The following is a 21090-nucleotide window of genomic DNA, read 5'->3' as shown; positions in this document are numbered from 1 at the left end:
CACTGCGTGAATGACGTTTTTATCAATCAAAAGAAATTACGATTAATAATCACTTTGCCATGCCACAAGCACGGTTTTCTCAGCCAAATTGACCTCAATCACCGTTTGCTTATGCCAAGGTATCAGGCGCTCCTCGGCGTCCAAACTGTCTGACGTTGCCGCGACACGCATGATGTCATGGGCCCCGGTTTCAAACATTTCAGTAATCTCGCCTAAGTTTTCGTCCTGCTCGTTTATCACGCGCAGGCCAACCAAATCTGACCAATAATATTCGTCTTCACCGGTTTCTGGCAAAACGTTTTGCTCAACCCAAATGGTCACGCCATTCATGGTCTCTGCAACGTTACGATCAGGGACTTGCTCAAATTGAGCGACAATGCCCGTCCCTTGCTCGCGCCACGCCTTTACGGTTAAAGGCTTCATGCCAGTAGCAGTTTTCATCCACCAAGGCTGCATGTCAAAGATTGCCGTGCGATCATCCGTGTCACTAAATACCCACAGCCAGCCTTTGATGCCATAAGGCTTTTTTAGCTGACCGATTTTCATAAGCGCACTAGCGTTTGGAACAGATGACATAACGGCTAACCTAACGATGACTAAAACAACAATGATAGATACAGCAATGACTAAAAAACGAGGATAAATACAATTCAATCAACAGCGCTAAGCGCAATCAAAAGTCATAAACAGTTAATGGCGCACCCTGGTCAGACCAGTTACGCTATGTTTTCTAAAGTCTGTTGAGACTGCCATAGACCAGCTATCAGCGCCTCATTGACGGTACAAACTTAAGCAGTTGCTTCAGTTTGAGCGGCAGACTTGTTATAAGCTTTTGCTAATGAAGCAACGCGATCTGAAGGTTGTGCACCTTTAGCGATCCACGCATTGTACGCTTCCATGTTTAGGCGTACTGCTTCTTCAGACTCTTTAGCGAGTGGGTTAAAAAAGCCGATGTTTTCAATGTAGCGACCGTCACGCGCGCGGCGTTGATCAGCAACAACTACTTGATAAAATGGGCGTTTCTTGGCACCGCCCCGTGCTAAACGAATAACAACCATGTGAATTCTCTCTTTCGCAGGTATACCAAAAAGGGCATAATTATAGCACAGTCTTATTTTATTGAAAACATAAACCGTGCTTATTTAATTATTTATTAACAATAGCTTAAATGGTAAAGCATGTAAAATACAATTCAAAATATCTTGTCTATTATAGGGACAAAATATTATTTCAGGCTTGAGTCTTCTTGCAAATTGACTATCGTAAAGCAACCTGTCTTATTATTTGATTATGCTATGCTACCAACAATAGCAGTGATAGAAATCTATAAAACATAAGCTTGTAAGCGCGCATACAGCGAGTTACTTTTTATCTAGATATTTAATTTATATAGACATTCAATAAAAATACCTTATTCAACTGCTTTACCTGCCATTTTAAAGAAAATCACTTTACCCATATTTTGATTAATTTTTTGGATATATATGACCACCGCAAAATCACAGCCTCGGCGCAAAGGACGGCTTGCCCGCTCCTACTCTAACAGTTGGCTCACCACCTTGATGGTCGCTTTTATTGTCATTATCAGTGTCGGGGTATCGATTTCGTTTTTTTGGCGCAGTCTATATTTGCCAGAGCTTAAAAATCATGCGCGCTATCTGACCAGCGAATTACGCTTGATGAACAGTGTTAATAAAGACTGGAAGAATGAGCCGGCTGTACGGCAATGGATTTATCAACATTCACATGTGGTGGTGGTCAATAATCCTAGCGATTTTCCGGTGATAGAGGATAAGGCGTTTGTTGGCGTCTTTACCGATGTGTTGCAGCGCGAAATTGGTGCGCAATTGGGTCGTCCCGTAGAGGTCTACTTTAAGTTTAAACCAACGCCGCAGCTGTGGGTGCAAGACAGTCGCGATACCAGCTTTTGGATTCGCGAGCCGGTGGTATATTACTCACAGTACAGTCCCGCTTTATTAGTATTATTTTTAGTTGGCTTACCAATTTTAACCTTGCTGACCATTATTTTATTAGCGCGGCAATTAAATCGTCCACTACGCTATTTGCAGCGTGCGGCGACCAACTATATTCGCTTGGGTCACGCTACCACTTTACCGACCCACAATGGTCCTACTGAGATCCGCCAAGTTAATATGGCATTTAATCGCTTATTTACTACCCTCAATCAAGCACAAAAAGAGCGGACGATTATGCTGGCGGGCATCTCGCACGACTTGCGCACGCCGCTGACCCGTATGCGTTTAACCGCTGAGATGCTGCCCGATGAATTTTTCCGTGAAGGTTTGATTTACGATATCGAAGATATGGATGCGATTTTGGAGCAGTTTATTTCCTTTATGAAAGACGGTTCCGATGAGCCAGTGCGCCTGACCAATTTGGACACCATATTTAATGAAATCATGGTGCAATTTGCGCCGCTAGAGTTTATTTATCAATCCGAATGTCAAAAAATGGTACCCGTACGGCCAATGTCTATCAAACGCTTGGTGATTAACTTGGTTAATAATGCCAAACGTTACGGCAAACCGCCCATTTATTTATCCGCGACCGTGGTGCCGACATTCATAGAAAAAACGGTGGTAGAAGACAGCGATGTAGTGACTGAAAATGAGGTCAATAAAGAAGCAAAAGAGCAGTTATTGATATGTGTGCGCGACTGCGGTGAGGGCGTCGCAGAAGACCAATTAGAGCGTATTATGCAACCGTTTGAGCGCGGGGAGTCAGCACGTACTACTCAGGGTAGCGGGCTTGGTCTAGCGATTGTCGATCGTATCGCGCGCCTGCATCATGGGACGGTCGAGGCCATCAATCATCCAGATGGCGGCCTACAAGTCTGTGTCCGTATTCCACTTATCTCTAAAGTTGCCGGAGAGCCGCCATTGGCTTCTGACAATGACAAAATAACTAACGCTGCTAGCAATATAGACGACCAATAAAATAGATGGTCGTTAAATAAAAGTAGCAGGCAACATCAAAGAATTGCTAATAACTGATCGTTATTAGCGACTTTAATAACCCTACTTTTTAGTACCAATCACTGGAGGAATGTACTCGGCGCTATTACTAAAAGTTAAAGGTTGGGTTATTTCTTGCTGCGCAGCCTTTAGCGTCTCAGTGCTGGTTGGCTGCTGTAAAAATAAATAATATCCAAGCGCTGCTGCGTTCAATACCACTAAACCACCAAACAAATACGGCATCCTTTGCCCTCCTCTACTATCAATAAGCTCATTTCAATCATTTTAATACATCATCAATATCAATTTATCCGTCATTATAAAAGATTAAGCATCGAAATCGCGTTCACTTTTTTCTTGCGTCAATTCATCGGCAGCAAGGACTTGGGTCAATGGTTTAATCGGCCAAGTCATGACAAAGCGTGCGCCGCCAAGCTCACGGCTCTCGTCCACTTTCATATTGCCATTAAACCAAAAAGCGATACGCGATACGATAGACAAGCCCAAACCATAACCACCTGAGGCACGTGTACGACTATCGTCTAAGCGCGAAAACGGTATAAAGACTTTTTCACGGTCGGCTTCAGGGATACCGTGCCCATCATCTTCTACGCTGACAAAAGCATTACCTTTTTTCACTCCCGCACTAATGATAATTGTACTCTCAGCATAACGTAAAGCATTCCCGGCTAAGTTCTGAATCACCCGGTGCAGGTAACGTCTATCCGCAACTGCCGTTACTTTTGCATTTGGCAGCTTGGTTACTATCTTAATGGGTTTGCCTAAAGCATTGGTTTCACGCTCAATTTGCTCCAGTAACTCGCGCAGATTGACCGGTTCTAAATCCAGTTTTGGTGAGCCTTCTTCAAGTTTGGCGTACGTTAGAATCTCATCAATCAAACCATTTAGAGCTTCGATATCTTCATCAATATAATCACGCTGCATAAAGCGCGAATCTTCATCATCGGTATCTGCCAGCATATCGACAGCGAAACGAATACGTGCAACCGGCGTTCGCAGTTCGTGCGATACTGCCCGCGTCAGCTCGCGCTGCGATTCAATCAAACGCTTAATATGTGCCGTCATCGCATTAAAGGTCGCGGATAGACGCGCAATTTCATCTTGTCCGATAACCTGCACTTTGATATCAAGATTGCCTTTACTGACTTCGTTAACGCCCACTTGAATCAGTTGCAGCTTGCGCTCTAGCGGGAAAATAAGCGCATACACGCCTAAGCTGATTAAGAACATACTGATCAAAATCATACTGACAATCAGATTGAGCGGGAACCAGTTAAACAAAGGTACCGGCCCGATTAAAATCGCCATATCATTGATTTCAGACGGTACAACCACTTTAATCGACGAATAACTTTTACTGGTATTGGTATCTTGTAATAAGATGACGACCTCATCGCGGCGCAAGCGTGCCATTTGATCGGGGTCTAAATTAAGGGTATTGATCGCTCTAAACTCTAATGGAAAAGAAAACTTCTCTTCCAATTGAGCCAAACGCGCACGCTTATCGGATAAAGTCGCGTAATAGGACAAATCATCAAGCAAAAATACCGCGATGGCACGTACTTGCTGCTCGGTTACTTGCGAGATACGTGCGGTTAAAACGCTCTCGTTGTCCGGTAAGCGATAATAAACATCGGCATAAATAGGCTGGGCAACATAGCGAACGACGGTGTTGCCTTTTTCAAAACGGCGCAGCTCACTGGCATTAAAATCGACCTCGTTAATAGGCACAATGTTGAATTCTGCGCCAAATAAGCTACTGGCATCAGACAGCCAATACTCACGCTGCGATTCGCTTTCTTGATGCGCAATGCCTTCAGCAACGATATGAAAAGCGCCCGTAGCCATATTTTCCCGGTAAGATTGGACGCGTTCTTTATTGATCGTATCCATCAACAATTGCGCAAATAATGCCACACACAAACAGACAATGAGCAGTCCAGCATAAATACGAACAAAGATACTGTGTTTAAGAGAAGAAACTAATGACATACGTGCCGTGACCAACCTAATAAAAAATTATTGATAAAGGAAGAAGAGAAATTCTTGCAGCGCAGTTTATCTCATATAATCAAAATATCCTAAAAACGCTACGGTGTTGCTGATATCAATTTTTTGTAGCCTCTGTCTGCGCAGGCACAGCAAGCAAGAAAAATTGATATTAGCAGTGCGTGATGTATCGATATTACTTTTCACTCACTATACTATTAATCTAGCGTCCATAATTATCGCTCAATTAAACCACATAACGCAGCATTTAAGTTTAAAAATTAAAATTTAGACCATAAAAAACCAGCTTTACGCTGGTTTTTTATTAAAAAGTATTTTAGTAAAGAGAATTGCATTAACAATTTGCTGTTAATTGCCTTCTTTAACGAACAAATAACCTTTACTACGCACGGTTTTGATGCGTTTAGGATTTTCTGGATCATCACCAATTTTTGGACGGATACGTGAGATACGTACGTCGATTGAGCGATCTTGACCGTCATATTCGATACCGCGTAGACGCTCAAAAATATCTTCGCGTGACAAGATACGACCAGCGTTAGACGCGAGTAACCATAATAAGTCATATTCGGCACTGGTGAAATCAACCAATTCGTCACCCAAGTTCACTGAGCGACCGCCATTGTCGATAACCAACTCACCAAACTCAAGACGCTGCGGCACATCTTCCGATGGCGCATTTTCTGAGCGGCGTAATAAAGCACGGATACGGGCAAGCAATACACGTGGCTGCGCAGGCTTAGCGACATAGTCATCAGCGCCCATTTCAAGACCCAAAACCTGATCCATATCTTCTGTGCGCGCGGTCAGCATCAAAATAGGATTTTGATAGTGTGGACGTACTTCACGACATACCGTCAAGCCATCGCTACCAGGAAGCATGACATCAAGTACGACCAAATCTGGTTGTTCATTGACAATACGGCGAATGGCGCGATTACCATCGGTTTCAATTGCCACTTCTAAACCATTTTTAACCAAGTAATCTTGGGTCAACATGGCTAAACGCTCGTCATCCTCAACAATCAAGATTCGGGGGGTGTTGTCTTCTTCATTCGTTGTCATTGTTATATCCTCTAATACATCTTATTTAAAAGCGGTGAAAATAAGAGCGGTAAATTAATAGCACCGTAACTCAATCAATTTGTAATCCAATACAGGCAGTGACCGTAACACGGTTACAAACTTGGTAGCACAGTATACTATTAAACACACAGCTTCCTATACTATAGCTTATAGTTAGTAACAAAACCTATAAACTACGTCCTATAAAACGTTAGTTTGCGTCCAAAAATTATACCTCTTATTAACTTTAAAAGGCATAGGATAAATTTTATTCAATAATTCTACTGGTCTTATATCGAACCAACGCTTTAAAAGCCCAAACATTAAATACTATTAAATGACGCCAAAGAACTGCTGGACTTTTAAAATAAAAAACGTGGTTACTACACTCTAATATAACCATATATCTGCGTTGCCGCTAGTCACTTCTCCATCACTTTATGAAAATAAGTTTAGTTTTTGATAAATATTGCATAACTTAGGAGATTTTCAAATATAGTCAAAATATCCTAAAACGTGACGGTATTGCTGATATCAATTTTTTGTAGCCTCTGTCTGCGCAGGCACAGCAAGCAAGAAAAACTGATATCAGCAGTGCGTACTGTATTGATATTACTTTTCACTCACTATAGTAAATGTCTGAGCTATGGCAAATATTAAACGCTAACTACTAGAAAGCTAACTACTAGAAAGCTAACTATTAGAAGAACAAGCATAAAAAAACAGCCCCTCATGGACTGTTTTTATGTTTATAACAAAAACTAAAGCGTAACAATGTGCTAGGCGCGGTTTTTATATTTACGAATAGTCTGCAGCTGGGCGACTGATTCAGCCAATGACGCTAATGCCGCATTGGTTTGTACAGTATCAGATTGGTTGACCAGCATTTGTTCAGCTTTCTTACGTGCTTCAACGATTTTACTTTCGTCAAGATTGTGCGCACGCATCGCAGTATCAGCAAGTACGGTGACCATTTTTGGTTGTACTTCTAACACACCGCCAGATACATAAATAACTTCTTCTTCACCGTTAGGCGTTTGTACGCGCATCGGACCGGGTTTTAGCAAAGTAATAAGCGGGGTGTGACCTGGCAATATACCAATTTCGCCTTCGGTACCACTAGCTATTAACATGCTAATTTCGCCTGAATACAACTCTTCACGAGCACTTACGACGCGACATTGTAACGTTGCCATACTTAATTCCTTACCATCAAAGCGCGATCAAAAAACAGTAAAAACTGCGATGCGTTACTGAGGAGTAGATATAAAGGTTATATTATACCTACTCGTTAGCCCATACTTATAAAACTTACGCTGCAGAAGACTTCATTTTTTCTGCTTTAGCAACAACTTCGTCGATACCGCCTGCCATATAGAAAGCTTGCTCTGGTAGGTCATCGTATTCACCCGCGATGATTGCTTTAAAGCTAGCAATGGTATCGCGTAATGCAACATATTTACCAGGAGCACCGGTGAATACTTCCGCTACGTGGAATGGCTGTGACAAGAAACGCTGGATCTTACGCGCACGATAAACGACTAGTTTATCTTCTTCTGACAACTCATCCATACCTAGAATGGCGATAATGTCTTTAAGCTCTTTATAACGCTGAAGAACTTCCTGCACGCCGCGAGCAACGTTGTAATGCTCTTCACCGATAACCAATGGATCAAGCTGACGTGAGGTTGAATCTAGTGGATCAACCGCAGGATAGATACCTTGTGAAGCGATATCACGGCTTAGTACCACTGTCGCATCCAAGTGAGCAAACGTCGTTGCTGGTGATGGATCTGTCAAGTCATCCGCAGGTACATATACCGCTTGTACAGAAGTAATTGAACCTGATTGTGTTGAAGTAATACGCTCTTGCAGCATACCCATTTCTTCAGCGAGCGTTGGCTGATAACCAACCGCTGATGGCATACGGCCTAGCAGTGCTGATACTTCAGTACCCGCTAGCGTATAACGATAGATGTTATCAACGAACAATAATACGTCACGACCTTTGCCAGTAGCAGGATCTTTGGTATCACGGAAGTACTCAGCCATGGTCAAACCAGACAGTGCAACACGTAAACGGTTACCTGGTGGCTCATTCATCTGACCATATACCATCGCAACTTTAGATTTGCTAAAGTCTTCAACGTTGACAACTCCCGCTTCTTGCATTTCGTGATAGAAGTCGTTACCTTCACGAGTACGCTCACCAACACCAGCAAACACGGATAGACCTTCGTGTTTAAGGGCGATGTTGTTGATCAATTCCATCATGTTGACGGTTTTACCAACACCAGCACCGCCAAACAGACCAACTTTACCACCTTTAGCAAATGGGCAAAGCAGATCAATAACTTTAATACCTGTCTCTAACAGCTCAGTACTGTTAGACTGTTCTGCATAGCTTGGGGCTTCACGGTGGATGGACCATTTTTCTTCAGCAGCAACTGGACCTTCTTCATCGATAGGACGACCAAGAACATCCATGATGCGACCTAATGTACCCATACCGACTGGTACAGAAATAGGTGCGCCTGTGTTGGTCACTGGTAGGTTACGCTTTAAACCTTCGGTTGAACCCATCGCAATAGTACGTACGATACCGTCACCTAGCTGTTGCTGGACTTCTAGGGTGGTCTCAGTGCCGTCTACTTGCAAGGCATCAAAAATTTGAGGAACTTCGTTACGGTCAAACTCAACGTCAAGAACCGCGCCAATAATCTGTACAATACGACCGCTACTCATTGCGTTCTCCTTGAACTTCTGTATATAGTGGGTTTTATAAAGGGTTTCAATTATGAAACAGCAGCAGCACCGCCAACGATTTCCGAGATTTCTCGGGTAATCGCCGCTTGACGCAGCTTATTATAAACCAACTGTAAATCGTTAATTAGGTCACCAGCATTATCTGTTGCCGCTTTCATCGCAACCATACGTGAAGACTGCTCAGAGGCAATGTTTTCCATTACCGCTTGATAGACAATCGACTCGATATAGCGACCAAGTAATTCATCAATCAAGGTTTTAATGTCAGGCTCGTAGATATAATCCCAGCTCAGCTCTGTTTGTATGCCACTTTCTTCATCACCAAATGAACCCTCTGGTAAAGGTACCAATTGGTTGACAATCGGCTTTTGGGTCATAGCGTTGACAAACTGATTATAGACCACATAAATACGGTCTAATTTACCGTTGCTATAGTCTTCTAACATCGCTTGCACCGGCGCGTTTAATTGCTCAAACGTCGGTTTATCACCATAGTCAGTAACGGCTGAAGTGACTTTACCACCGAAGTTTTTAAAGAAACTCACGCCTTTAGCACCAATAACGGCAAACTCGGCTTGTACGGACTGGTCTTGATACTGCTGAATGCTTTTAGATAAAGCTTTGAATAGGTTAATATTCAAACCACCCGCTAGGCCGCGATCTGATGTGATGACAATATAGCCAACTTTATCAACCGGACGCGAGACCATATATGGGTGTTTGTAATCTGATGAGGCATGCACCAAATGCGAAATAACCCGGCGCATACTATCAGCATACGGGCGACCCACTTCCATGCGCTCTTGGGCACGGCGCATTTTACTAGCGGCTACCATTTGCATAGCGCGAGTAATTTTCTGGGTACTTTTAATACTGGTGACTTTGGCACGTATCTCTTTTAAGCTTGCCATAATGATTCCAATATAAGAGGGTTAAAAAGCATGGGCGTATGCAACAATCATTTAATATAAAACACTGAACTTATCGAAATAATGTCTTTACATCTTGTGGCATGACGCAATCTTAGACCTTCATTGGTTAAAACAGCGGCGCGATTATCTTAAAAGAAAGTCTTTTAGACTTAAAAAGCTTCTTAAATAATGCGCCACTTTTTGCGCTCTAAAGCAGAGCGCTAACCACTTCAGGTTTAACCCGTTAAATTAATAACTGTGATTTTGTTTAAAGGTCTCTAAAGATGACTTTAAACGACCTGCGATATCATCATTATAATTCGCAGTGTCATCAATCTCACGCATCAATTCACTCTGCTCATCATGCATATAGCGTAAGTAAGCTTCTTCAAAAGAACCAATTTTTTCAACAGGAACGTCTGCTAAGAAGCCTTCGTTCGATGCATAAATAACTGCCGCTTGCTCAGAGATAGACATTGGCTGATATTGTTTTTGCTTCATCAATTCAGTCACGCGCTCACCATGATCAAGCTGTTCGCGAGTCGCATCATCAAGGTCTGAGGCAAACTGAGCAAATGCTGCCAATTCACGATACTGAGCTAATGCAGTACGGATACCACCAGATAGCTTTTTGATAATCTTCGTCTGAGCAGCACCACCAACACGCGATACCGAGATACCAGCGTTGACTGCTGGACGGATACCTGAGTTAAATAGGCTAGACTCTAAGAAAATCTGACCATCAGTGATTGAAATCACGTTGGTTGGTACGAAGGCAGATACGTCACCAGCTTGGGTTTCAATGATAGGTAGCGCGGTTAAAGAACCAGTTTTACCAACCACTTCACCATTGGTGAATTTTTCTACGTATGCCGCGTTTACGCGTGATGCACGCTCAAGTAAACGTGAGTGTAAGTAGAATACGTCACCAGGATAGGCTTCACGACCTGGCGGACGACGTAGCAATAGTGAGATTTGACGATAAGCAACGGCTTGTTTTGATAAGTCATCAAATACAATCAGTGCATCTTCGCCGCGGTCACGGAAGTATTCGCCCATCGTACAACCTGAGTACGGTGCGATATATTGAAGTGCTGCTGGCTCTGACGCTGAAGCGACCACCACAGTGGTATATTCAAGCGCACCAGTTTGCTCAAGCTTACGTACGACGTTAGCAATGGTAGAACGTTTCTGTCCGATTGCGACGTAGACACACTTAATACCAGATGCTTTTTGCGCAATGATCGCATCGATAGCCATGGCGGTTTTACCCGTCTGACGGTCACCAATAATAAGCTCACGCTGACCACGACCGATTGGAATCATGGTATCAACGGCTTTATAACCTGTCATGACTGGTTGATCAACTGATTGACGGTCGATTACGCCTGGGGCGATTTTTTCGACTTTATCAGTCATCTTGGCATCGATAGGACCTTTGCCATCAATAGGGTTACCTAAAGCATCAACAACACGGCCTAGCAACTCAGGACCTACGGGTACTTCCAAAATACGACCAGTACAATAGGCTTTTTGACCTTCTTGTAGTTTTAGGAAGTCGCCTAATACTACTGCACCAACAGAATCACGCTCTAAGTTAAGCGCCATTCCGTAGATTTCACCTTCAAACTCAATCATTTCGCCGTACATGGCATCTTCAAGACCATGAATCTGCACGATACCGTCAGATACTTTGACAATCGTGCCTTCATTCTTTGCAGTTGCACCCGCATCAAGGTCTTGAATACGCTGCTTAATCAGATTACTGATTTCCGCTGGATTCAATTGTTGCATTGCCTTGTTTCCTTTAATTTATGATAACCCGCCACTGACTTAAATGCTCTTATATCACGCAAGCTTTAGTAAGCTGCACGGATGATTGGCATTAGGCCGTTAGCTGTGTTTTTAACTGTTGTAACTTGCCACGCATCGAATCATCAATGACTTTGTCACCGACTTTAATCGTAGCGCCCGCCAAAAGACTAGGATCAACCGACTCATGAATCACCACGCTCGCATTGAGCGAGTCAGCAAGACGCGTTTGCAGCGTCTGACGCTGAGCATCAGTTAATGGATAAGCAGAGGTCACATAAGCGTCAAGCTGCTTTAAGCTTATTGCCTTGTGACGGCGATAATGCTCATAAACTTCAGGAAGCAGCGCCAGACGCTCTTGTTCTGATAACTGTTTAACGAAGTTACTAAGTGCTACTGATACTTTAGGATAGCTGGCGTTTTGGTCATGACGAGCCCCTTGGGTCTCACCTAATAACTGCTTAAAAGCAGAATCATTCACGCTAGCTACTTGCGTATCATAAAGATCGACCAAAGCAGCTGACTTATGCTCAGCAGAAACAGCTGGATTGTCTAGCCAAGTACTGAACGACTTGTCATTGACAACGGTAGCGGCAATAAATAAGAAGTTTTCCCACTCATTTACTACCCCGTTTTCATTGGCATAGTCAAACGCGGCTTTAGCGTACGGTCGTGCTAAGGTTGATAAGTCAGCCATGATATCCTCACAATTACAGCTTCGCCGCCAGTTGGTCTAACATACTGGCATGTTTTTGCACATCGACTTTGTCTTGCAAAATCTTTTCAGCACCAAGTACAGCCAGTTCAGCAACTTGGGCACGCAATGATTCACGCGCTTGATTGATTTCTTGGTCGATAGAGGCTTGCGCTTGTTGACGAATGCGTTCGCCTTCTGCTTGGGCTTGCAATTTTGCATCTTCAACAAGCTGATTGGCGCTCTTGTTCGCTTGCTCAATTAGCGCAGCAGCTTTAGTTTTTGCAACATCAAGCTCCTGCTGTACATTTTGCTCCGCGGTCGCTAAATCTGCTTTTGCTTTTTCTGCGGCGTTTAAGCCTTCAGCGATTTTACGCTGACGCTCATTAATGGCACCGATAAGTGGTGGCCACACGAATTTCATGCAAAAAATAACAAATATTGCAAAAGCAATGGCTTGACCGATGAGGGTAGAATTGATATTCACGTGATCACCTCTTTGTTAATGAAAAATCAGTTTCATTGATCATATTTGATAGCCAAACTTTGGCTATGTTTAATATACAAACTTTGACCACCAAACATTTACAACTGAGCTTTCTGATTAACCTGCTAGAGGGTTAGCGAACAACAATAGCATAGCAATACCAACACCAATCATCGGTACGGCATCAAGTAGACCTGCCACGATGAACATACGAGTTTGCAGTTGTGAACCAAGTTCTGGTTGACGTGCAACACCTTCTAAGAACTTGCCGCCTAGAATAGCAAAACCAATGCCTGTGCCAAGTGCGCCAAGACCGATAAGCAGTGCTACTGCGATAACTGTGTAACCACCTAATACTGGATCCATTGATGTATCCTCATTTACCTATTGAATGTATATAATTAATGTTCAGTTGATGATGCAAGCGACATATAAACTATCGTCAACATCATAAATACGAACGCTTGAAGGGTAATAATTAAGATGTGGAAAATCGCCCACGGCACCGATAACGCCCATTGAATCCAAAACGGCATCAGGGCAATCAATACGAAGATTAGCTCCCCAGCATACATGTTACCGAACAGACGCAAACCTAGTGAAATGGGTTTGGCAATCAAAGTAACAAACTCTAAGATAAAGTTGATGGGGATTAAAATGATTTGCATGATTGGGTTTTTGGCGCTAAACGGATGCAATGTTAACTCACCGATAAAACCACCCAACCCTTTTTCTTTAATACTGTAGTAAATAATCAACGCAAAGACAGAAAATGACATGCCTAGGGTGATATTAGGGTCAGTCGTTGGTACAATCTTGAAGAACACGTGATGTGGATCATGACCCATCGCAGCGCCAACTTGACCTGCTAGACTTGGAATGAAGTCGATAGGCAATAAATCCATCAAGTTCATTAAGAAAATCCATACAAAAATGGTCAACGCTAGCGGCGCAATCAATTTTGACGTACCACTATAAGAATCGCGAACGTTGTTATCAACAAACTCAACGATCATCTCAACCGCTGCTTGAGTTTTGCCGGGAATGCCTGAAGTAACTTTTTTGGCAACCATCCAAAAGATGGCACAAAATAAAATACCCAGACCGATTGACCATAACATGGAATCAAGATGGATAGCTTTAAAACCCATTAACCCTGCTTCTTCAGCAGTATAGGCAACTTTCCAACCTTCGCCCGGCAGATAGCCGTACGTCCAATTCGTTAAGTGGTGAGAGATATATTCTGATGATGTTTGCTCGGATGCCATAATGTAAGCTTCTTATTAATCAACGATTTAATCAACTACCAAAAAATATGGTTGTCATCTGATGAGGCGTTTGCGTTGTCACCAATCTGCGATTAAGCAAATCCAGAAAAACACTTACAGCCCTCATGTAACCAATAACATCCAACCCATAGCTCTATAACTACTCTGTTATTCTTAAATAATTAAGCGGAATAACCAATTTTTTTATTGCGGCGGCTCAATTTGATAGTCATGGATAAATTTTAGCTATCAAAAAAGGGCGCACGATTATTCATTAATGGCCCTTGCATATCTACGCAAATTTTTAAGTATGTGTTTACTTATCTTATTTTCATCACACCCAATACGGTGCTCAGCAGCAAGACAGTTAGCTGTCTATATTAATGCAGCGTTGTAATCGTGTAAAGTCAATTATGACTTTTTTATTTACGGTATGAATACGTTAAGCGCTGTTAACGTTCGCTACTATGGCTTTGCGTCTATCCATCAAAGCCGATAATTCAATTGTATTTGAACACCCTATTTAAAAAGAGGGTTCCTTATCGCGATTTTTACGCTTAGCTCTAATTAAGCGTCTTTATTCATACTTTTATTGTAAAAACAGTTTTCAGTCACTTAATCATTGATTGATGACTTTTTAACAGTAATCTTAGAGAAGCTGGACCGCAGGATGACAAATGTATGTGCTGTATTATTGAGCTATTAAAATTATAATAGCTTATAAAGTTAGCGTATCTGCCACAACATCCAACTGTGACTAATCTGCATTACCATAAAACCGACGAATAGCGCAGGCGCTGATAGAGGTTGTATGGTAATAAAAATTAGTGCAAAACCACATACGGTCAGTAGCCATTTGACCATTTGACCACGATATAGCTGGCTGACAATGTGTCTGCGCGCGCGATATCCGGTATACCAAAAGATAAATCCAGCAAAGACCGCTTGGATGGCAAAACTGAGTAGCGCCCCAATAGCGTTGCTCTTTGCAATAACAAGCGTATTGCCGTTATTACCCAACCAAGTAACATCTACTATCCAACCGAGCACAATCAGGATAAATAAAATCCATGCTTGGCGTTTTAGATAAATAGCAATCTTATCTCTTTGGGTGCGTTTGGCAGGTTTGGTCATTGATATTTCTATAGCTCTATAACGTGGGGACAATGCCGCACCGTTGCGACAATATTATCCGTGAATGGCTCACTCTACAGACGTTATCTTTTAACCAAAATAAAACGCCACTTATTATAGGGAGCAAGCAGATTTTAAGCAAGTGAAATATGACTTTTATCAAGCATTTAGTTATTTAGCGCTGAAAATCTCTCTACAGAGTCAATAAAGTAGCACTAATAACCTCTAAATCCATCTATTCTACCGTTAATTTAACTTGCATCATTTCAAATAGCCTAAAAGCTCAGCTTGCTATTAGGGTTACCGATATTTAGGAAATACACTGACGGATTTGCTGTGCCATTGTCTGCCAGCCGCTAACAAAATCTTTACTGTTGCTCATGTCTTCCGCTTGCACGGTACTCTTAACTGGCTGTAACTTTGTAAGCAAACCTTTAGCAGGCTGACTTGGACTAACCAAGCACATTTGTTTTGCTGGGCGCTGCTCATTTAACCAGCGCAACTGACTGGCTTTTGGCGCTAAATGATGGTCAGTACTTAAGCTGCCAATTAATTGGAACTTGGCGCTGTCTTCCATATATTGATAAGCATCATGATAGGCCCAATACGGCAAAGGTTTTTGCGCGTGGTTTGCATGAGCTGACGCCACGGCTTTATTCATGCGCTGGGCAAATTTTTGCGCATTGGCATGATAGAGCTTTTTATATTGCGGATTGGCATGACTGTGAATGACAGCAAGCGCTCGCGTAATGGCTTTAGCGTTTTCAGGATCGAGCCAAATATGCGGATCGAGCGTACCAGCAATGGCTTTGCCTTTAACATCGCGCAGCGGATGACGATTAAAGGCATCGAACTTAAATAACGCAATCGCATTGGGCGCGCTATTGAGCGTGGTGGCTAGGTTGTTTTCTAGCGGCTCGCCAAACCAAACCACAAACTTACTATTTTGAATGGCCTTGATATCGCCGGGACTGATACTGCCGTGATGTCCGACCTCCCCTGCTTGCAATAATTGCTTGGCTGATGGCGCGCCTTCCGTCACCGCTTGGCTTAATAAAAACAGCGGATAGTTACTGACGCTCACTGTTGCTGCTTGCGCGCTCATCATGAACGAGGCAAATATAAGCACACCAGTTATGAGCAATCGCGGTAAGCGCAGAGGTAAATGCATAAAGTTTTTAAATAATGGAATCATAATGGCGGCTTTTAAGGTTCAAGGATAAATGACAAAGATAGTTATAAATATTTTGCAACGTTATTCTAGTTATAAAACAGCAGACCTGTGAATAAATGCAAAGGACCTCTCTGTTTTACGTTTTAGTATGTTATACTATAACAATATAAAAAACCATTATAAAATATCCATTAACTAAAAATACTGTTCATCACACCGCTAAACCGTCTTTAGGAGCTTGCTGCATGTCTACTCATTCATCTGTTTGCGCTCATGTCCATGATGTGCAAGATTTTACAGCGTCCGATGTCAATGAGCGTTTACTAGCAGCCAAAGAGCAATGTCGCTCAAGCGGCGCGCGCTTTACGCCGCTGCGTCAGCAAATCTACCAGTTGGTGCTAGAAGCCAATAAACCAGTGGGCGCTTATGATCTAATCACTCAATTGCAGCAGATGCGCCTTGCCGAGCCTGAAGCAGAAAGCGACAGCTCGAACAATCAAGCAAATACTCAAACGCCAAAAAATGTCGCGCCGCCGACGGTTTATCGCAGCTTGGAGTTTTTATTGAGCGAGGGCTTGATTCACCAGCTAACCTCGATTAATGCTTATGTGCCTTGTTGTCACCCACGCGCCCAACATACAGCGGCGTTTTTAATCTGTGCCCAGTGTCAGCGGGTACAAGAATGCAGCAGTTTGCCAGTACAAGAAATGATGAGCTTTGCAGAGCAAGACGTTGGCTTTACGGTCGAGCGTAGCGTCATTGAATTGAGCGGTCGTTGCCAAGCGTGTCAGTAAAATAACGGTTTGCTTATATTTTTAACCTGAATTTTAGGTTTACGCTTTCATGCTGAATCATTATTCTGCCATTTCTTAATTGTCATTAATACATCAGTACTATCCTATGAGCCTAGCAATTTTACCAACCAAGCCCTCTGCTATGAATATAAGCGATAAAACCATGCCTAACGCGGCTAAACTGCTGAGCTTAAGTAATATCAGTTACCATATCGGGCAGCAACGTATCCTCTCGCATATCGATATTGATATCGCTGTTAATGAAACGGTTAGTCTGATCGGACCCAATGGCGCGGGTAAATCCACCTTAGTTAAACTAATTTTAGGTTTAATCGAACCGACCAGTGGCCAGATAACGTCGCACCAAAACTTGCAACTTGGCTATGTGCCGCAGCGCTTTGCCGTGCCGCCTATTTTACCGTTACGCGTTTGCGATTTATTGGCGCAAGCCGATAAAAAACGCTTAACGGCTGAGCAGCGGCAATTTATCTTTGATAATTTGTCGTTGACGCATTTATTGTCGCGGCAAATGCTGCATTTATCAGGCGGTGAAACCCAGCGAGTATTATTGGCGCGTGCCTTATTAGACAAGCCCAATTTATTAATTTTAGATGAGCCGATGCAAGGACTAGACCCTGATACCGAGGTTTGGCTGTATCAGTTTATCGATGAGCTGCCGGAGTTTTTGCGCTGTGCCATGCTGGTGGTGTCGCATGATTTGCATTGGGTCATGAAAGGTAGCAGGCGTGTCATTTGTTTAAATAAGCACATTTGCTGCGAAGGGCAACCAAGCGAGCTTGCGATTAGTTCGGAGTTTCAGAAGCTTTTTGGCCATCATTATGAGCAGCCATATGTGCATCAACCGCACGCTTGCGAGCATCACGCCCCGAGTGAGATATAATTAAAAAACCAAGCTTTTTAGGCAAATTGCCTTGTTCCTTTTATAAAAACGTTACGGATATCTATTATGACCGCTTGGTTAGCCATCATAGCTCCTGCTTGGATTGCTGGTAGCATTTTAGCGCTACTTTCTGCGCCTTTAGGCTGCCTAGTCTTATGGCGGCGCATGGCATTTTTTGCCGATGCCTTGGCACATGGCACGTTACTTGGTGTGGCATTGGCAGTTTTGTGGCAATTACCAATGGGCATTGGCATTGGCATCGTCAGTATTTTGGTCGTACTGGGCTTAGTATTCATCGATGATGAGCGTCTGCCGGTCGATGCAGTGCTGGCCGTGGTTGCAGTATCGCTGCTGTGTTTAGGTTTATTAACCTTGACGCAGCTTACCGATCAGCAAGCCAATGTTTTAGGTTTTTTATTTGGCAATTTGCTCGAGCTTGACTGGGCAGATTTGCCGTTGATTGCAGTAAGTGTTTTGGTGGGCTTAGGATTACTGATTTATATATGGCCAGCACAAATCAAGCTTGCCACCCACGAAGCTTTGGCACGCACTCAAGGAATTAATCCGATGCGCCAGCGCTTGTTTTTTATGGGCGTATTAGCTGGGTTTTGTGCTATTGCCTTGCAAGCGGTTGGGAGTTTATTAATCAGCGGCCTATTGGTGTTGCCAGCATTAACAGCACGTTTATGGTCGGCCTCACCAAAACAAATGGTTGTTATCTCTTTAATCATTGCCCAGCTCGGCGTTACGCTTGGCGTTTGGGGCAGTATTTGGCTAGATATCCAAACGGGGCTTGCTATCGTTTTGGTACTGGCTATTTTATTTTTTGTGGCGCTCATTATCTCAAAGCTAATAAGCAAAAAATCAGGGTCGGAATCCATATTAGCAAAATTCTGGTCCCCACGCCGTTAGCGTTATTTACATGTAGCACCAAATTACCACGTACCTCAGCCATGACATTTAGGTCGTGATTTTGATATTTACTTGGCCTTTGTCGAACTTTATTTCATCAATATTGCTAGAGCTTTAATGCCCATTATGTTATAAACTTTCCTGAATACTATCAATGCGATAGTTGGCGAATTTTTGAGTTAATAAATACTCGGTACACCAATTTAAGATGTTTTTTTAACGAACGTTTTCGTTTCATCATATTTTAATTTATTATCGTTTTGCTTGATAAGGGACTAACCCCCATGCTTAGCTACCCCGCCAGCGCAGTCAGCACGCCCGACGGACAAGTCAATGTTTTGCAAATTACCGATTTGCACTTATCCTCCCACGTGCCTGCGGCGGCTGACGAAACCAGTAGTGAAGTAGCGGTTTGCCAATACAATTTTGAGGCGATTATTAAGCAAGCGTTGAGCGCAGAGCGGCGCTGCGATTTGATTCTCGTGACAGGCGATTTGGTCGATAAAGTACAAGCAGAGATTTACGATCATATTTTTGACGTACTACAAGCAACGGGCATTCCTTTTGCTTGTATCGCCGGTAACCATGACGTTACCGATGAAAACAACAGCGAGCTGCCATTTTTTCAGCGTGAACTGATTGCCAGACCCGCGGACAGACGCTTATTGAACCGTCATGTTATCGAAACCGACCATTGGCAGTTGTTGTTAATAGATTCTTCGATGACAGGCAAGGTAGAAGGTGAAGTGACGCTAAGCGACATTGATTGGCTCTGTGAGCAGTTAGAGACATGCGCGAAGCCTGCGCTTATTGCGCTGCACCATCATGTGATAGCGGTCGATTCAGACTGGATTGATCAGCATATGGTGGAAAACGCCGATATTTTTTGGCAACGGCTGGCAACATTTGAGCATCTCAAAGTCATTATCAGCGGCCATACCCACCAAGAGCAAGTCCGCCATCGGCATGGGGTAACGGTTTATAGCACGCCATCCACTTGCTATCAGTTTAAGCCTTTTGAAGATGATTTCGCTTATGATAAAAGCGCCCTGCCCGGCTATCGCTGGTTGCAATTAGCCAACAATGGAGAGGTTGCAAGCTGGGTCGAAAGACTAGATACTTGACAACCAGTTTTATTGGCAGAAATTTGGCTAGTATTTAGCTAGTATAATACCGCCAGAGTGTGTATGTTATAGGGCTAGCTAAAATTACTGGTTATAGACAGCCACAGCGTGATTGCTAATACTAGTAACCTAACCGTAAAGCTAAAAATGATAAATAAGTTATATCATAAATAATGTAAAAAATGAGAACGGTCTACATTTAGACAAAATTATAATAGCTAGGACGGCTAAATTGACCACAAGCTAAGTTTCCACAGTCAGTGATTTGTATCTTTATTTAATGGCTAGCATTTAAATAAAAAGATTCATAACAATATACCTGACCATTGATAATCGATAGATCGCTAGCAGCATATCGAAATAACCGTATGTTTAGATCAGCTGTGTTACTTGTGTCACTAAGTGGTAAAACGCTTATAAAAGAAACCATTTATAGCGTTTGGTAAATTGATAACGCCTTGTCTGTCGATAGGTCGTTTTATTGAATTAATTTGAAAAAGTAGGATACCCATATGAGCACCCTGGCCCCAAACCCAAATCCAAGTGATGTAAAGTTCACCCCTTATGCGCCTGCCGAAAACGAAGAATACATGTCGGATGAACAATTGGCGCACTTTAAAGCCATTTTATTAGATTGGAAGCATCAATTGATTGGCGAAGCAGATCGTACCAAGACTTATATCCAAGATGAGTCCAGTGCCATGCCTGATATCAATGACCGCGCCACTCAAGAAGAAGAGTTTGCCCTAACCTTGCGAACGCGTGATCGTGAACGTAAGCTGATTCGCAAAATTGATAAATCTATCGCTGAAATTGAAAACGAGGATTATGGATTTTGTGAAACTTGTGGCGTCGAGATTGGCCTGCGTCGTCTTGAAGCCCGTCCAACTGCGACCCAGTGCATTGACTGTAAAACTCTATCTGAGATTAAAGAGCGTCAAAACCAAGGCGCTTAAATCCAGTTATTTTAATAGTCATTAATCATTTAAATACAAATACGAGCGACCATTCATTGGTCGCTCGTTGCGTTTTACGGCGTTAT

At 42.9% G+C, this 21090-nt stretch carries 21 protein-coding genes; 6 read left to right on the top strand and 15 right to left on the bottom strand.

All coding sequences use genetic code 11. From position 1 onward, the window contains the following. Nucleotides 1–42 precede the first annotated feature (42 nt). Entirely contained in the window at nucleotides 43–576 is a 534-nt protein-coding gene (gene rimM, locus H9653_RS04300; protein ID WP_144297691.1) for a ribosome maturation factor RimM, read from the bottom strand. Nucleotides 577–788: 212 nt separating this feature from the next. Next, nucleotides 789–1058, bottom strand: coding sequence for a 30S ribosomal protein S16 (rpsP, locus tag H9653_RS04295; protein WP_021812802.1), 270 nt, complete (start codon nucleotides 1056–1058; stop codon nucleotides 789–791). A 426-nt stretch (nucleotides 1059–1484) separates the two neighbouring features. Between rpsP and H9653_RS04290 the strand changes: the two genes are divergently transcribed. Beyond that, entirely contained in the window at nucleotides 1485–2957 is a 1473-nt protein-coding gene (locus H9653_RS04290) for an ATP-binding protein (protein WP_191690711.1), read from the top strand. Nucleotides 2958–3038: 81 nt separating this feature from the next. Here H9653_RS04290 and H9653_RS04285 read toward each other — a convergent pair whose 3' ends face one another. The 13 genes from H9653_RS04285 to H9653_RS04225 all read right to left on the bottom strand — a co-directional run bounded on the left by H9653_RS04285 (nucleotide 3039) and on the right by H9653_RS04225 (nucleotide 16338). Next, a complete protein-coding gene (locus H9653_RS04285; protein WP_068404248.1) occupies nucleotides 3039–3218 on the bottom strand; it encodes a hypothetical protein in 180 nt (59 codons plus the stop codon). An 84-nt stretch (nucleotides 3219–3302) separates the two neighbouring features. Then, nucleotides 3303–4988, bottom strand: coding sequence for an ATP-binding protein (locus H9653_RS04280; protein WP_191690709.1), 1686 nt, complete (start codon nucleotides 4986–4988; stop codon nucleotides 3303–3305). 366 nt (nucleotides 4989–5354) lie between these two features. Then, nucleotides 5355–6071, bottom strand: coding sequence for a response regulator (locus H9653_RS04275; RefSeq protein WP_021812806.1), 717 nt, complete (start codon nucleotides 6069–6071; stop codon nucleotides 5355–5357). Between the two features lie 779 nt (nucleotides 6072–6850). After that, a complete protein-coding gene (locus tag H9653_RS04270) occupies nucleotides 6851–7267 on the bottom strand; it encodes a F0F1 ATP synthase subunit epsilon (protein ID WP_191690707.1) in 417 nt (138 codons plus the stop codon). 115 nt (nucleotides 7268–7382) lie between these two features. Then, a complete protein-coding gene (gene atpD, locus H9653_RS04265) occupies nucleotides 7383–8816 on the bottom strand; it encodes a F0F1 ATP synthase subunit beta (RefSeq protein WP_144297510.1) in 1434 nt (477 codons plus the stop codon). A gap of 50 nt (nucleotides 8817–8866) precedes the next feature. Then, nucleotides 8867–9748 (bottom strand): F0F1 ATP synthase subunit gamma, encoded by an 882-nt coding sequence (gene atpG, locus H9653_RS04260; protein ID WP_068404256.1) that lies wholly within the window; start codon nucleotides 9746–9748, stop codon nucleotides 8867–8869. 249 nt (nucleotides 9749–9997) lie between these two features. Then, nucleotides 9998–11542, bottom strand: coding sequence for a F0F1 ATP synthase subunit alpha (atpA, locus tag H9653_RS04255; protein ID WP_068404258.1), 1545 nt, complete (start codon nucleotides 11540–11542; stop codon nucleotides 9998–10000). Nucleotides 11543–11633: 91 nt separating this feature from the next. Next, the gene (locus H9653_RS04250; RefSeq protein WP_191690705.1) at nucleotides 11634–12257 is read right to left on the bottom strand and encodes a F0F1 ATP synthase subunit delta; all 624 of its coding nucleotides are present in this window, start codon (nucleotides 12255–12257) and stop codon (nucleotides 11634–11636) included. 13 nt (nucleotides 12258–12270) lie between these two features. Continuing rightward, nucleotides 12271–12741 (bottom strand): F0F1 ATP synthase subunit B, encoded by a 471-nt coding sequence (locus tag H9653_RS04245; RefSeq protein ID WP_025651436.1) that lies wholly within the window; start codon nucleotides 12739–12741, stop codon nucleotides 12271–12273. 117 nt (nucleotides 12742–12858) lie between these two features. Beyond that, the gene (gene atpE / locus H9653_RS04240; protein ID WP_025651437.1) at nucleotides 12859–13107 is read right to left on the bottom strand and encodes a F0F1 ATP synthase subunit C; all 249 of its coding nucleotides are present in this window, start codon (nucleotides 13105–13107) and stop codon (nucleotides 12859–12861) included. Nucleotides 13108–13142: 35 nt separating this feature from the next. Further along, nucleotides 13143–14009 (bottom strand): F0F1 ATP synthase subunit A, encoded by an 867-nt coding sequence (gene atpB / locus H9653_RS04235; protein ID WP_191690703.1) that lies wholly within the window; start codon nucleotides 14007–14009, stop codon nucleotides 13143–13145. A 726-nt stretch (nucleotides 14010–14735) separates the two neighbouring features. Then, nucleotides 14736–15143: an ATP synthase subunit I gene (locus tag H9653_RS04230; protein ID WP_191690701.1), complete on the bottom strand. Its 408-nt coding sequence runs from the start codon at nucleotides 15141–15143 to the stop codon at nucleotides 14736–14738. A gap of 310 nt (nucleotides 15144–15453) precedes the next feature. Next, nucleotides 15454–16338, bottom strand: a complete 885-nt coding sequence (locus tag H9653_RS04225; RefSeq protein ID WP_191690699.1) for a metal ABC transporter substrate-binding protein — start codon at nucleotides 16336–16338, stop codon at nucleotides 15454–15456. A gap of 224 nt (nucleotides 16339–16562) precedes the next feature. On the opposite strand from H9653_RS04225, the gene H9653_RS12750 reads away from it, so the two are divergent. From H9653_RS12750 to dksA, 5 genes are all read left to right on the top strand, one after another. Next, nucleotides 16563–17111, top strand: a complete 549-nt coding sequence (locus tag H9653_RS12750) for a transcriptional repressor (protein ID WP_191690697.1) — start codon at nucleotides 16563–16565, stop codon at nucleotides 17109–17111. A gap of 163 nt (nucleotides 17112–17274) precedes the next feature. After that, nucleotides 17275–18012, top strand: coding sequence for a metal ABC transporter ATP-binding protein (locus H9653_RS04215; protein WP_191690763.1), 738 nt, complete (start codon nucleotides 17275–17277; stop codon nucleotides 18010–18012). A 66-nt stretch (nucleotides 18013–18078) separates the two neighbouring features. Beyond that, a complete protein-coding gene (locus tag H9653_RS04210) occupies nucleotides 18079–18924 on the top strand; it encodes a metal ABC transporter permease (protein ID WP_191690695.1) in 846 nt (281 codons plus the stop codon). Between the two features lie 284 nt (nucleotides 18925–19208). After that, nucleotides 19209–20048: a metallophosphoesterase gene (locus H9653_RS04205; RefSeq protein WP_191690692.1), complete on the top strand. Its 840-nt coding sequence runs from the start codon at nucleotides 19209–19211 to the stop codon at nucleotides 20046–20048. 512 nt (nucleotides 20049–20560) lie between these two features. Beyond that, nucleotides 20561–21004: an RNA polymerase-binding protein DksA gene (gene dksA / locus H9653_RS04200; protein WP_191690690.1), complete on the top strand. Its 444-nt coding sequence runs from the start codon at nucleotides 20561–20563 to the stop codon at nucleotides 21002–21004. Nucleotides 21005–21090 lie beyond the last annotated feature (86 nt).

Origin of the sequence: Psychrobacter communis (assembly GCF_014836505.1) — a bacterium.
GTDB classification, from domain to species: Bacteria; Pseudomonadota; Gammaproteobacteria; order Pseudomonadales; family Moraxellaceae; genus Psychrobacter; species Psychrobacter faecalis.
This window is presented reverse-complemented; position numbering and strand designations above follow the sequence as displayed.